The sequence below is a fragment of the Microbulbifer guangxiensis genome (assembly GCF_021729075.1).
GTDB lineage: Bacteria > Pseudomonadota > Gammaproteobacteria > Pseudomonadales > Cellvibrionaceae > Microbulbifer > Microbulbifer guangxiensis.
This window is the reverse complement of record NZ_JAJSAQ010000005.1, coordinates 108,112-121,498: the sequence shown is the minus strand read 5'-3', so window position 1 is coordinate 121,498 and position 13,387 is coordinate 108,112. Positions and strand designations below refer to the sequence as shown.

The window sequence follows — 13,387 nt, the reverse complement described above, 5'->3', positions numbered from 1 at the left end:
ACCGCCGGAAGGCGACTCTGCTCTGCAAAGTCGGTTTGTTCTTACTTCCGGCGGTAAATTTTCAGGCCGAATGGCGGGAAGTCTCATCGCGCAGCCAGTAGGCACGGCCGCGCTTGCGGATCAGGCGACGCGCATTCAGCAGCGCCAGCAGGTTCACGCCACCATAAACCAGCCGCTCCAGGATCGTGGGGCGCTGCAGGAACCGCTGGTTGACCTGCGGTCCGCTGCCCATCTTGACTTCACTGTTGCTGATTTCCAGGCTGCCGAGCTTGCTACGGGTCTTGATGCGGATCAGTCCGGCGAGATCACGGGGCGATTTGACCAGGCTCTTGGCGGACTCCACAACACGGATATTGTCGTAGTTCAGGATCTGGCGCACGAAGCCGTCATCGGAAATCAGGTTCGGGAAGCGCTCAAACTTTTCCCGTGCGGGCCGATTCAGGGCGTAGACACCGGAACCGAAGCCGTGCTGCTGGAAAAAGATGGTCTTTTGCCATGCCAGATAGTAGGTCCGCACCAGCCATTCGCAGCCTTCATTCTTTGGTACGGCCCGCGGTGCCACCACCGTCGGTTCCCTGGACTCCCGACAGGTATCAATCAGCGTTTCCACGGCGCTGCTGCTGATAACGACATCGGCATCGATGTAAACACGGGGGAAACCCAGGTCGGCATTCTCGGCGGCGTTGAGTGCGGCCACCTTCGAGGCCTGCTCCTGCTCAATGCAGCACACCTGGGGAAAATGATAGCGGACGATCTCCGCAGTGCGGTCGGAGCAACCGTTGCATGCCACAGTGATGGTGTAGAGTTCCTTCTGCACACCCGGCATCAGGGCACGGAGTAGTGTCGCAATCGATAATTCTTCATTGTGCGCGGGAATGATCACCGCAGGAAGATACTCCGACATATCAGAATTTCCAGCTGAGCTGTTGCTTGAAAAAATTCCACCAGGCTTTGCGCCGGTGATTGAAGTCACGCCGTAGGGGTGACAGGACAGAGAGTGCCGTGAGCCGCAGAAGCGTGCCCACGTTCAACACCATGCGGGCGATCCGGAAGGGGACCGGTGACCAGTGCTTGCGAAAGTAGAGCAGCTTCGAGTAATACAGGTGTCTGAGCTTGTTCTCGCTGGTGAGCGTGACACTGCCGGTGTGCATCACCTGGGCCGCCGGAATAATCTGTGGTTGCGCCCCGAGCAGTCGCGCCCGCCGGCACAGGTCGATTTCCTCGGAATACAGGAAAAAACGTTCATCGAACCCGCCGAGCCGATGAAACAGATCATTGTCGATCAGGAAAAAACAGCCGGAGACTGCATCTACCCGGGGGCCCTGCAGCAACGCGCGGGGCGAGTATGCTTCGACTCCGGGGAACCCAAACGGTCGCAGCGCGGCATCGAGGAAAAAGCTCCAGGCGGCCAGTCCCAACAGGGATGGTTCCCGCCAGGCGCTCTTGCCATCGGGCTCGCCATCCGCATTGCAGGTGAGGCCTCCCCAGATCCCGCTGAGAGGATACTGGTAAAAGCCGCGGATCAATGCGGTGAGGCTGTCGCGACGGAGGCGCACATCCGGATTCAGGAACAGGATGAGCCCATCACCGGCAATATGGCGCACCGCCAGATTGCAACCGGCACCGAAGCCCAGGTTGCGCCCGGCCTCGATCAGGACCGAAGGTATGCCCTCGATACGACGCAGCAGCTCCACCGAATCGTCGGCGGAAGCATTGTCGACAATGGTCAGCGACAACCTGTCGGTGGGATAGTCACCGCTGCGAAGATCGCCCACCAGCTTGAGGATATCGCGGCCGCAGTTGTAGCAGACGATCACGATATTGATCGGTGGCAGGACCTCCATGTCGTCTGCAGACATCAACCGGGACTCCCGATGGCCGTACCCGGATGCGCCATGGCGTGCTCCCGTCTGCGCACTGTGGAGGGGCTGCGCTCGGAGACGGCCACCGCACTGCCAAGAAAGATGAAGAACAGGCAGACCAGCTGGCCGAAATATGACACCGCGAGGAAACTCATGCAGTGCACGAACAGGCTGACCCCCACACCCCAGAGCAGCCAGTAAGCGGCGCGGTTGCGGGTGCGCCGCAAGGTGCGCCCGAGACGGAGGAAGACACAGGTGAGCAGGGCGACGAACAGCAGTAACTGCAGCAGGCCGCCACTGACGCCTTCGAGGACATACTGGTTGGTGATGTCCTGCAGCCCCCAGCCCCAGTGGCCGGTCGACTTGGTTCCAAAGGCCCACCATTCGTTGAAGTGATTGATGGACTGTTGGATCAGGTTATAGCGATGCCAGCCAGTGGAGCCGTTGGAAAGGTCAATTCTCGATATGAGGTGCCAGACCGGCTTGTCCATCACCATGTGCAGGCCAACCAGGCAGGCCAACCCGCCAGCCACCATCAGGCGCAGGTAGCGGCGCAACAGATAGACCCCCATGCCGCCGATACCCAGCAGCACCGCCACGATCGGGGTGCTGGAAGCGGTATTGGCCACGATCAGAACCATGCAGGCCATGGCCAGTACCAGACCCGGGCGGCTGCCGGCGCGGGCCATCCACAGGGCCGCGATGCAGGGCAGCAGGCTGGCCCAGAAAACGCCCGCCATCAAGGGGTGAGAGAAGGGACCCTGCGCGCGCAGCCGGCCATTGCGCACCATGGTTTCTTCGGGTACCCCGCCGAAAAAACCGAACAGGTTGCGGCCCGTGAACTGTTCCACCAGGAAGAAAGCCAGCATCGGGATGGCAATCAGTGACAGCCACAGCAACAGGTGTCGCAGGTCTGCCAGCGAGCGGATATAGATTCGCCCGACGAGATAGGCACCAAAGGTGTCAATGGCACCACCGGCGCCACTGATCACCCCACTGAATCCGCCGCTCAGGATGCCGCCGGCAATCATTCCCCAGGAAACCCAGAGCCCGATCAGCAGGTCCGGCAGGCCCAGCCTGAGGCCACGGGTATGGCCGCGGGCGGCAGCCAGGGCCAGTGTGGCGAGGATCACGATGCGGATAAAAGTGAAATCGAGGGTCAGCACGGCGATGCGCTGGGCTCCGGGCAGTGCCACCGCAATCAATATCAGCGGCAGCATGGCATAGCGCCGTGGCAGGACCACGAGTGCGACCAGTGCGGCAATGAGGGCGGCAATACCCACGGGGTGTGCCAGTGTCTGGTCGGCCCAGAGGGCACCACCGAAATGATCCGGCATCTGGCGTTCAAACATGGATATCGACCTCCTGTGTCGATTGGTCGGCCGCATTCAGCCGGGAGTGCCTGGGTACCGGCGATGCGGCAGGAACGGTATCCCCGCTGTCCGGGACCGGATGCAGCAGCCGCTTGCGGAAGATTCGCCGGACAGTGCCGAGCAGGGACCGCACCTTGTCTACGATCCCCAGCTCGCTCAGCCAGAAGGGAAACAGGGCGAAGCCCGAATAGTTGGGTGTGGCGGCACCGAGAAGCCGCAGTACACTCAGGCGTGCCCAGAGATTTCCCCGGGCGCCGATCAGGTTGGGCTGGGAGCGGGGCAAGAGGCTGGGATCGTCGGCGACCTCTTCCAGGTAACCGGCATCCAGTGCGGCCTGCAGCAGTGCCAGCCCGCGTCGGGTGCGCGCCACGATCAGCGAGCTGCCCATCTCGTCGGGCTCGATGTCCCGGTGCCAGGGATCGCCAACGGCGATATCCGCGAACTCACCGGTGTGATCCGCGCATACATAACAGCGCCACTGGCGGTGCTTTTGCAGGAAGTGCCAGGATTCGGCGTAGGTCATCTGGCTCGACTGCCGGTTGTCCTCCCGGTCCTGATAGTCGAGGGTCCAGTGGCCCGGCCAGCCGTTACCCCGATAGCGCAGTGCGTTGATATCGCCGGCAGCTGCCGCGCCCTCACGCTCCGCCAGTGCCAGCGTTGCCGAGGTGCTGGGTACCCCGGCACAGAAAAAAGCGATCGTCAGACCAGTGTGTTCACGCAGGGCTGGCGAGTGTTTCTCTGCCCGCCTCAGTGCCGCCACGTCGCAGGGCTTGCCGACAAATACGCAGGGACCATCGGCAGCAGCAATCTGGTCCAGTCCCTCGCAGGGGCTGGATGGGGCATAGCGGGAACCGGTGGTGGCAAGGAGGGCGTCACGATCGCGGCTGAATACCGTACGGTTGAGGTAGGGCCGCTCCGGGTCGGCGGCCGTGTGGAGCACTCCGTGCATGCCGCGCTGTTCCAGGCAGAACAGCGCAAGTGCCGTTGCGGCGCCGCCGCTGGATCCGGCGAAGCGGATATCGGAGTCTGCCGCGTGGCCTTCGATGACCCGGTACACCGGTCCCCAGGCGGGACCCAGCTCCGGCAGAAGTCCACTGTCGGAGACATCGTAGTCATGCTGCAGGCCGGTACCCGGGCAGGCCGCCAGGGCAACCCCGGTCTCGGCTGGCGCATCCTTGCGCACCACAGGCCGGCGGCCCTCCTCCACAACATCCACCATGGCGTACCGTTGTGGCTCCAGGGAGGCGCAGGCGCCACAGCCGGTGCAGAGATGACTGCGCCGCACTTCCTCGATGGTCTTTATTTTTTGCATCGACTGCAATTCACTCCGGCAGAGACACTTTCGATAGTGCTAAAAAATGTGCAAAAAATTTTAGAGCGCCTGTAAAAAAAGATGACCGATAAGGTGAAGAGAGCGGGCGAACAAGCGCCAAAATTTTTTTCCGGATATCCGGAGCAAATAAATCAGGCTGATACACAACTCTCGGCAATTTCATCCATCTGCCTCGTGGCCTGTGCCAGCACATCCGGTAATTTCTGCTGCAGTGACTGTTTAATCCTGTCGCGCCGTTGGAATGCGTCGAACACATTTTCTGACAATGTCACCGTATCGAGCTGGCGCGGATCGAAAACCTCACTGCGCTGGCCGCAGCTGTCGAATACACCGACGGCCTTGTCGCTGTAGGAAATCGTGGTCGTGGGTACCCCGCTGGAGAGCGCCGCGATGGTGGCGTGCATACGAGTGCCACAGAACCAGTCCACCTGGGCTATTACCCACTTGATACCGGATTCATCGAGGCGATCCTCGAGCAGGTAAACCCGCTCCCGGTCAGTCGGGGCGAGGGTCTGCAGCAGGTGCCGGCAGGCATCACGGTCTGACTCCGGGTGGCCGCTGGGTGCGTGAACGTGTGGCACGAGCAGGATCCGGGCATCGGTTTCGCGCAGGAAACGCTTCAACAGGGTTTGCACCGTCGCGCGATAGTCGGCCTTAAGGCCATAGCGCTGGATGGCTTCGTGGGGGCTGTTGTAAATCAGCCCACTGATATTGAGCCCGATCAGGTCGTGGGGTGAGTCGTTCAGCCAACTGATCAGTCCCGCATCCATCCCCGCCGGTTGGGTGGTAGGCAACAGGAAAGCGACATCCACCCCGCACTTGTGCCGGGTTGGATCGAGATCGCTGCCGAGCAGTTCTGCCATGCGTTCGAAACTGTCACGATCCCGCGCCCAGGCGCGGTGGCTGCGTCGCAGGATATCCTCTGCAATTTTGCGCCGGGCCGGTGAGCGAAACGGGCCGTAGGTTTGTGGAAGCAGAATCAGGCGGCGCTTTTTCTCCAGCACTAGTTGCTTGGGTGCCGTGATGAGCGAAAAACGCTTGGGGCCATAAAGGTCGGTGAAGCTGTCTCCACCACTGATATCCAGCACTGCCTGGGAGGAGCTGAGCAGGTCCATGCCGGGATTGGAAAGACCGGGCAACAGCGTCGACAGGCGCATATGGGCCAGGCTTTCCGGGCGGTAGAAACGACGACTGTTGCTCAGCCCACAGAGCCTGTAGGCCACTGTGTCGCGCCCTGCTTGATACACACCCTGGCGCAGGCCGCGACCGTTGTCGAAGATGCAGATTTCTGCCTCAGGGATCCGCCTGGCAATGCCCAGCATGGTGGAACGGGAAAGGGCGTTGACCCCAAGATTGCCGGTATCCGGGGCAGCCCCAAGCAGGGAAATTCTGGTCATGGTGTGCAGACTCACGGTTGTCATTCCGGTTGCTACCGGGATTGCCGATGCGGGCGGGATACCGCTCAGCCTCCCGGTGCAGTTTGTTGTGTTTGCCGTCCTATGAAGCCGGCGATGAACTGGGACAGCTCTTGTTGCCGTTGGCTCTGTTGCAGGGCTTCCGGGGCGTTGAGTTGCCGATGATGGTCAAGCCGGTGAATCAGCTGGGCGGCATTGTAGGCACAGTAAACGCCTGGCAATGTGGCCATCCGTCTTGCCGTGCCGAACTGGTGATCGCTGTTGCATTCACCCTGCTGGGGATCGCGGGGCATCATCACCAGTGGTTTGCGGTATTCGAGTGCCGACAACACGCTGCCCATGCCGGCGTGCGCCAGCATCAGTGTGCAGTCGTGGGCCAGGGACCGAAATTCACGATTGTTGAGAAAAGGTTTTGTCTCGATATGACGGGGGCGGTAATTTCCTCGGCCAATCTGGCCGACGATGTGGACGTCGGGATTTTTTGCCGCCCAGCGATCAACGACCCGGACCAGGCGATCGAAGGGTGCCTGTGTGCCAGTGGTCAGGAGGATCAGGCTCACAGAACCGCACCCCGGTATTCCACCCCTGTCATACGACTGAGATCGGGCCACTGCGACAGAGTAGTGGTTGCGACATAGCGCGCCACCCGCCCGCTCAGCGACATCTGGTCGGCATGGGCGATGCTGTCAATCCACAGCGTGCGGGCGCCAAACAGTCGCCCCCACAGGATGCAGCTCAGACCGGGCAGCGCGCCGGTGGAAATGATCACATCCGGGCGCAGCCTCAAGACCAGCCAGGCAGAAGTGCACAGGAGCCAGAGCGCATTCAGCGGGGTGTGACGGTTCGCGTCCGGCAGGTAGAAGTAGTGTGATGTTTTTCCAACGCCAGGGTTGTCATGACTGGTGGAGGCAAAGCGAATATCACAGCCGCGAAATGCAGGCTCCAGCTTCATCAGTTGCTTCCAGTGCCCGCCACGGGATGCCACTGCCAAGACTTTGGTATCCATCTCTTTCCCGCCCCGAGAGTAAACCGTGGATTTTCTTTCTCTCTTGCGCCAGCAGGCCGCTCCGGCTGCCGGGCCACGAAACTATAGCTAAACTCTCTCTGCCGGGCGGGAAGTCTGTCAGGCAAAGCATCGTTGCCTATTTCATGGATCAGAGATGGCAAAAATGCCATCCCCTCTGCATAGCGATAGTGTGGCAATGTTCGCCGTGAACCAGAGTGTGATCGGCGTGCTCTACGACCCGGATCAGGGAGTGACTTTTGTCTCTGCGGTTCAGTTTATTAAAGGGTGCCTCGGTACTGACGGTGAGTCAGGCTCTGGTGGCCGCCTGTACCTTTCTTCGCAATGTAATCATTGCCAGGCATATCGGTCTTGAGAATTTCGGTATTGCCACTACCTTCGTGCTGACCATCTCGCTGGTGGAAATGACCAGCAACCTTGCCCTGGACAGGGTGCTGGTCCAGGATCGGGAAGGCGACAGCGATGACATGCTCGGTTCTGCGCATTTTCTGCAGTTCCTGAAGGGATTGCTGATCGCCGCGATACTGTTTGCCATTGCCTCCCCGGTGGCACAGTTGTTTGATCTCGCCGACAAAGTCTGGGCATTCCAGTTGCTGGCGGTTGTGGCGCTTCTGCATGGCCTGATGAACTTTGATTTTGTCGTGCGGCAGCGGAATCTGGATTTCCTGCCTACTGCGCTGTTCGATGCCATACCGCAGGTATTGATACTGGGCGTGGCCTTCGGTGCCTCATTATTTTTCGAAGACTACCGGGTGATGCTGGCCGTCATCCTGCTGCAGGCAATGATGCATGTGCTGCTCTCCCACCTGCTGGCAAAACGGCCCTACCGCTGGGCACTGTGCTGGCCGCTGGCGAAGCGCAAGTTGGCATTTGGTTGGCCGCTGCTGGTGAATGGCTTCCTGATGTTCGGTATCTTCCAGGGGGATCGGGTCATTATCGCCAGCCTCTACGCGAAAGAGACACTGGCCTGGTACAGCGTCGCGTTCTCACTGTGCATGTTACCCACACTGATCTTTGCCAAGTTGAGCGCTTACCTGCTGATGCCGGTACTGTCGCGCAGCCGCGACAATCCGGCGCTCTTCTATCGCTGCGGCGAGTTTGCTCTCATTGCCTGCTGTGGTTTTGCCGTGCTGATGGTGGTTTTCTTTGGCATCGGTGGCCACGGCCTGATCCGCCTCAGTTTTGGTGAACAGTACCTGCTCGCAGTGGGCGTCATCACCTGGCTTGCGGCTATGCAGGCGGTTCGGGTCATCCGCATCGCGCCATCGGTCATCGCCAACAGCCAGGCCCATACCAAGAACGCGATGATCGCCAATATCTTCCGCTGCATCAGCCTCGCTGCAGCCATCCTGCTCGCCCTGAAGGGGGCGCCGGTGACATGGATTGCCGCGACTGGTGTCGGTGGCGAGCTGCTTGCCCTCTCCGTCTCTGTCTCTCTGATGAAGATGGCGCGCGGCAAAGCCCGGTTCGTATGGAGCCTGCTGCGTCAGCTGCTGCTGGGTGGCGCACTGTGCTATGTCTTTGTCACAGGTGTGCCACATTTGCTGCCCCGACCAGACACATCTCTGACTTTTGGGCTATTACAGTTGGCGGTGGCCGGTATCGCTGCCGTGTTCGCTGCGGCGTTGCTGGCGCTCGCACAGGCGCCGGTTCGCAGCGAGCTGAAGACTTTCCTGCGGCGACGCAGGGAGACAGAACGCCTGGCCGGTAACTTCGGTCAGTGAGGACAGGACTCAGCGGTTTGGGGGTCGAGCGAAGAAACAGAGAATGTGCATGGAGTTCCCAAAGCAATTTGCCCTGGCCGCGCGGCCGCTGAACCAGTTGTCGGGCTGGAAGCACTGTCAGTTGCAGGACTGGTGGCTTTCCGTGGCCCGCGATGTGCCGGTCCTGAAGGTCTTTGATGAGCGGGGCGGGCTGCTGAGCCTGCTGATTGGCTGGGTGATTTTTCGCGGACGGCTGCTGCACGACGGTGATTCCATCACTGCCCACCGCATCGAGCACGGTGCGCCGGACGTCTTTGACGAGCTGTGCGGGCGTTTCGTCTGCTTCAGCGTCGAGGGCGAGGAAGTGTTGGTGCGCCCGGATCCGGCCGCCATGATGGGCGTGGTATACAACCCGGGGCAGCAGATACTTGCCTCGACTCCCACCATGCTCTCTTTATTAGAGGAACAGCAACCAGACCCGGAAGTACGCCGGGCCCTGTCTGGCGGTAAGGGGGAAGTGTGGTTTCCACTGGGGCTGACGCCCTACCTGGGCGTCAAGCGGCTGTTACCCAATCATACGCTGGGTCTCAACAGCTGGCAGGCAAAGCGGGTGTTTCCGTTGCCCGGTGGGGAAGGTCGCTGTGGCAACCCGGACGTCGAGCCGAGGCAGGCCATTGCCCGCATCGGCGAACTTATCCGCAGCAATGTAAAGGCGCTGGTGGATGATGGCCATCGTATTGCACAGCTGACCGGTGGCCGGGATTCCCGTATTGTGCTGGCGGCCAGTCGCGAGTGGCACCAGCAGATGCAGTTTCAGACGGTTGTGCTGGATCGCTACTGTTGTCGCCTGGACTGCCATATAGCTGCTGACATTGCCAGGCGGTTTGACCTGAACTATCGCCAGTTGCCCTTTCTCGAACCATCGAAAGAGGAATTGGCGGGATGGTTGCACCGAGTGGGCTACTGTGTCGAAGATACCGTGGCTTCAATGGGCAAGACGGCCCGCGTGCACGACAGCCACAGCCATGAAATCAACGGCACCTGTGGCGAGGCTCTGCGCGCACCCTACTGGTATACCGACGATGCCAGACTAACCAGGCTGTCCTCAGCGGGGTTACTGATGCGTATGGGCATCGTCAGGAACCCTTACACGCTGGCTCTGGCGGAGAAATGGCTGGCAGGATTGCCGGAGGGTATGAGTGTGGCCAATGTACTCGGGCTCGCCTATACCGAAATTCGCGCTGCAGGGTGGGCGGGGCCGACACTCTATGGGCACGAGCTGTCCCTGCCATCGATCAGTCCCTTCAACTGCGGCGATTACTATCGGGAAATCCTGGCACTACCCGAGGAGTATCGCGGGGCCAAGAAGGTCATTCCGGCCCTGATGGATTATCTGTGGCCTGAGCTGGGACGAATACCCTTCAACCGCGCCCAGGGGCTTGGCAAGCTGTTTTTTCTGCGCCAGGAAATACGCCTTGCCCTCTCCATCAAGATGCGTGACAGGATCAAGTACCTGATCCAGCCACTGGGTCTGTACAAGAATCCGCTGCGCCGATATCTCACCTGATCGTTACAGACTCTCAGATTTTTTTTGCAAAACGGTTGCGGGCGTAATGGAGTGTATTGCCGGTTCGATGCCGACGCTGCGACAGGCGAAGAAGCAAAATTAATTGCTTCTTGTTGCTATCGAAAGGCCCGGTTTTTTATTGGGGCGCTTGATTACTACCTGCAGTGATGCCGACAATATTCCGGTTCCGTTGCCTCGGCGCAGTCACGAGATAACAGCTCAGGGTTGTATCGGCGAACGGCGCGCAGTCGATGTGCTGGAGCGTCATCCCGTCGATCAGCGGGCGGGTGAAACCACATGGCCGGTCACCCGCTAACAGTAACTCGATGGTGTCCGGTGCCAGGTTGAGCCCGAGTCCGGTCAGCTTCATCAGGGCCTCTTTTGCTGTCCAGAATTCGTAGAACAGTTTGCGCCGCTCCGCCCCGGACTTTTCATTCAGGTGGTTCCGCTCTGTCTCTGTGAACACCATCGAAAGCAGTGGGCCAAAGCAGAATGCGGGCTGGTGGATTTCCAGGTCGATGCCCACTGAGCGAGATCGCGACAGGGCACAGACGGCATACCCCTCGGAATGGGACATATTAAAGGAAAGACCACTGCCGGGTAGGTAAGGTCGGCCGTAAGGACCCAAGCGGAATTCCAGTGCCGCGGGTTCGCGGTTCAGTTGCAATGCCAATATCCGGCGCAGGCAACCATGGGCCCTTATGAAGCGTTCTCCATCCCGGTTGCTGACAAAAGCCCGTGCCCGCTGACGTTCATCCCGGTCCAGATAGCGCCGCGCCTCGGTCAGGCTGATGTCGGAGTCGTCGTCAAGATGAAAGCAGAACAGCCGCACAGGGCGGTTCAGCGCATCCTCAACCACCGTCGCCGGCTGCACCGGCAGGTTCGACGCTGCGCGCGGACGCAGCAATGCAGGGCTATCCATGGGAACCTCCGCAGAATGGCGCCGGGCAACCGGGCCGGGTTTTGCAATGCTGAAAAGGGTGACCGGTGCCAGAACGGCTGCGCCGGAAACAGGGACTGGGAGCAAGGATAGACCGCAATAGTGGAACTACACTGAGGAATACGGGGGATATCCCGCCGAGTGCTGTCCTGGTTTACGGGGGTGTTCCATTCAGCTTCAACGACTGTGGTTCTGGCGCCTGCTATTGTTGCTGGCCTTTGCCGTCAGTGTCGGTTATGCCCTTCGCGGCCGACCACTGCCGATGTTATTTCCGCACTTTGACCTGCTATTACACTTTGCCGCTTTTTTTGTCCTGGCTTTCCTCTCGTTTGTCGTGCTCAGGCGGCGTACATCTGTCAGGGTGTTTCTCATCATTTTTTTACTGGTGCTCTTTGCAGCGCTGATCGAGTGGGCGCAGGCGCTATGGCTGCCGCGTCGTACACCTTCCTTTCACGACTTTATTGCGGGCGCTGCGGGAGTCTTGTTTGCCTGCTTCTTGCTGCTTCTGTGGAGCCTCCTGTCACGGGCAAAGAACCGGAATAGAAATGTGACAGAGTTAACAAAAAGAACTTGAGATCCCCGGTCCCTGTGCCATTCTCTCTGCGCAAAAGATGTGCAGCCTGATTGTTCTTTGAGCGCGGGCGACTCTGATGCATCAGCAGTAGAGGTAGGATGTAGCCCAGGGAGGTCAGGGCGTTGCAACAGGGATGGATACGTGCGCACCAGAGCGATCTGGCCGCGATTTACCGTCTGATTGACGGGCTCTTGATTCTCGCAGTACTGGGCAGTTGCCTCGCAGTGGCAGGGGAGCCGATCACCGGCGACTGGGTGGCAGCGGGCCTGCTGGCTGTAATGGCATTCGTCGTCATGGCGGAGCCGGTGGAACTGTACCGGTCGTGGCGGACTGACAGTTTCCGCACGATGCTCACCACCATGGCGATTGCCTGGATATCGGTCTGCCTGCTGTTGTTATTGGTGGGATACTTTTCCAGGCTGGGCCATGAATTCTCACGGTTGGTCGTGGGTTCCTGGTTCCTGCTGACACTGGTGATCCTGGGCAGCTGGCGCTTTGCCCTGCGACGGCTACTGCAGTTCCTGCGGGTGCACGACCGCAATACCCGTTCGGCAGCCATTCTCGGTATCAGCCCCACGGGCCTGCAGCTGGCCCGCGACCTGCAGCAGCACCCGGAGCTCGGTATCCGCCTGCAGGGCTTTTACCGGATCCCCGGTATCGAGTCAGCGGAGACATCCCTCGCCGGCGCTGCGAGCTTGATGACCGGTCCCGCGGGTGAACTGGAAGACGCCCTGGCCGCCGCCCACTCCGGCGAGCTGGACCTGGTCTATATTGCCCTGCCCATCAGCGAAGCCAAACGCATCGGTGAATTGCTGGCGGCCTTTGGTGACACCACGGCCACGGTCCACCTGTTACCGGATATTTTCGGGGCCAATCTGCTGCAGTCCCGCTGGCACCGCATCGGTAGCAGCGCAGTTCTGAGTATCTATGACACGCCGATCCAGGGCATCAATGGCTGGCTCAAGCGGCTGGAGGATGTAGTGATCGCCTCCATTGCACTGACATTGCTGTCACCGTTGATGCTGCTGATTGCCATCGGCGTAAAACTCTCCTCGAAGGGCCCGGTGATTTTCCGCCAGCGGCGCTACGGATATTGCGGCAATACCATCGAAGTATGGAAATTCCGCTCCATGACCACCCAGGAAAACGGCGACAGTGTGGTTCAGGCCACGCGCAATGATCCACGGGTGACTCGCTTCGGCAGTTTCCTGCGCCGCACCTCCCTCGACGAACTGCCGCAATTCATCAATGTCCTGCGGGGTGAAATGTCCATCGTGGGCCCGCGGCCCCATGCAGTTGCCCACAATGAGCAATACCGCAGCCTCGTCAGCGGATACATGCTGAGGCACAAGGTGAAGCCGGGTATCACCGGTTGGGCGCAGGTGAATGGCTGGCGCGGGGAAACCGATACCCTGGAAAAAATGAGCAAGCGAGTCGAATATGATCTGGACTATATCCGCCGCTGGTCCCTGTTCTTCGATTGCTACATCGTTCTGATGACCGTCTTCAAAGGCTTTACCTCGAAGAATGCCTACTGAGTTAGCCGCCAAAAAATGCAAATTTTTCACTAAATCCAACAGCAGGAATTCAGTGGCC

At 59.9% G+C, this 13,387-nt stretch carries 12 protein-coding genes; 4 read left to right on the top strand and 8 right to left on the bottom strand.

Annotation, left to right across the window (positions count from 1 at the left end; translation table 11 throughout):
* Positions 1-61: 61 nt before the first annotated feature.
* The 7 genes from LVD12_RS12450 to LVD12_RS12420 form a co-directional block, all read right to left on the bottom strand.
* Positions 62-904, bottom strand: a complete 843-nt coding sequence (locus LVD12_RS12450; RefSeq protein WP_237068051.1) for a glycosyltransferase — start codon at positions 902-904, stop codon at positions 62-64.
* A gap of 1 nt (position 905) precedes the next feature.
* Positions 906-1,859, bottom strand: coding sequence for a glycosyltransferase family 2 protein (locus LVD12_RS12445; RefSeq protein WP_237068050.1), 954 nt, complete (start codon positions 1,857-1,859; stop codon positions 906-908).
* Positions 1,859-3,214 carry a hypothetical protein gene (locus tag LVD12_RS12440; RefSeq protein ID WP_237068049.1) on the bottom strand — a complete coding sequence of 452 codons (1,356 nt, stop codon included), beginning with the start codon at positions 3,212-3,214 and terminating at the stop codon, positions 1,859-1,861. The genes LVD12_RS12445 and LVD12_RS12440 overlap by 1 nt, the downstream gene beginning before the upstream one ends.
* On the bottom strand, positions 3,207-4,547 hold the full coding sequence (locus LVD12_RS12435) for a Coenzyme F420 hydrogenase/dehydrogenase, beta subunit C-terminal domain (RefSeq protein WP_237068048.1): 1,341 nt from the start codon (positions 4,545-4,547) through the stop codon (positions 3,207-3,209). Before LVD12_RS12435 ends, LVD12_RS12440 begins: the two co-directional genes overlap by 8 nt.
* A 152-nt stretch (positions 4,548-4,699) precedes the next feature.
* Entirely contained in the window at positions 4,700-5,989 is a 1,290-nt protein-coding gene (locus tag LVD12_RS12430; protein WP_237068047.1) for a polysaccharide pyruvyl transferase family protein, read from the bottom strand.
* 41 nt (positions 5,990-6,030) lie between these two features.
* Positions 6,031-6,543 (bottom strand): glycosyltransferase, encoded by a 513-nt coding sequence (locus LVD12_RS12425; protein WP_237068046.1) that lies wholly within the window; start codon positions 6,541-6,543, stop codon positions 6,031-6,033.
* Positions 6,540-6,989: a glycosyltransferase family protein gene (locus LVD12_RS12420; protein WP_237068045.1), complete on the bottom strand. Its 450-nt coding sequence runs from the start codon at positions 6,987-6,989 to the stop codon at positions 6,540-6,542. Before LVD12_RS12420 ends, LVD12_RS12425 begins: the two co-directional genes overlap by 4 nt.
* A gap of 257 nt (positions 6,990-7,246) precedes the next feature.
* Here LVD12_RS12420 and LVD12_RS12415 point away from each other — a divergent pair, with 257 nt between their 5' ends.
* A complete protein-coding gene (locus tag LVD12_RS12415) occupies positions 7,247-8,731 on the top strand; it encodes an oligosaccharide flippase family protein (RefSeq protein ID WP_255771908.1) in 1,485 nt (494 codons plus the stop codon).
* Positions 8,732-8,780: 49 nt separating this feature from the next.
* Positions 8,781-10,277 (top strand): hypothetical protein, encoded by a 1,497-nt coding sequence (locus tag LVD12_RS12410; RefSeq protein WP_237068043.1) that lies wholly within the window; start codon positions 8,781-8,783, stop codon positions 10,275-10,277.
* A 136-nt stretch (positions 10,278-10,413) separates the two neighbouring features.
* Here LVD12_RS12410 and LVD12_RS12405 read toward each other — a convergent pair whose 3' ends face one another.
* Positions 10,414-11,199 (bottom strand): 4'-phosphopantetheinyl transferase family protein, encoded by a 786-nt coding sequence (locus LVD12_RS12405; RefSeq protein WP_237068042.1) that lies wholly within the window; start codon positions 11,197-11,199, stop codon positions 10,414-10,416.
* Positions 11,200-11,422: 223 nt separating this feature from the next.
* Here LVD12_RS12405 and LVD12_RS12400 point away from each other — a divergent pair, with 223 nt between their 5' ends.
* Positions 11,423-11,791, top strand: a complete 369-nt coding sequence (locus LVD12_RS12400; RefSeq protein WP_237068041.1) for a VanZ family protein — start codon at positions 11,423-11,425, stop codon at positions 11,789-11,791.
* Positions 11,792-11,913: 122 nt separating this feature from the next.
* Positions 11,914-13,329: an undecaprenyl-phosphate glucose phosphotransferase gene (locus LVD12_RS12395; protein WP_237068040.1), complete on the top strand. Its 1,416-nt coding sequence runs from the start codon at positions 11,914-11,916 to the stop codon at positions 13,327-13,329.
* Positions 13,330-13,387 lie beyond the last annotated feature (58 nt).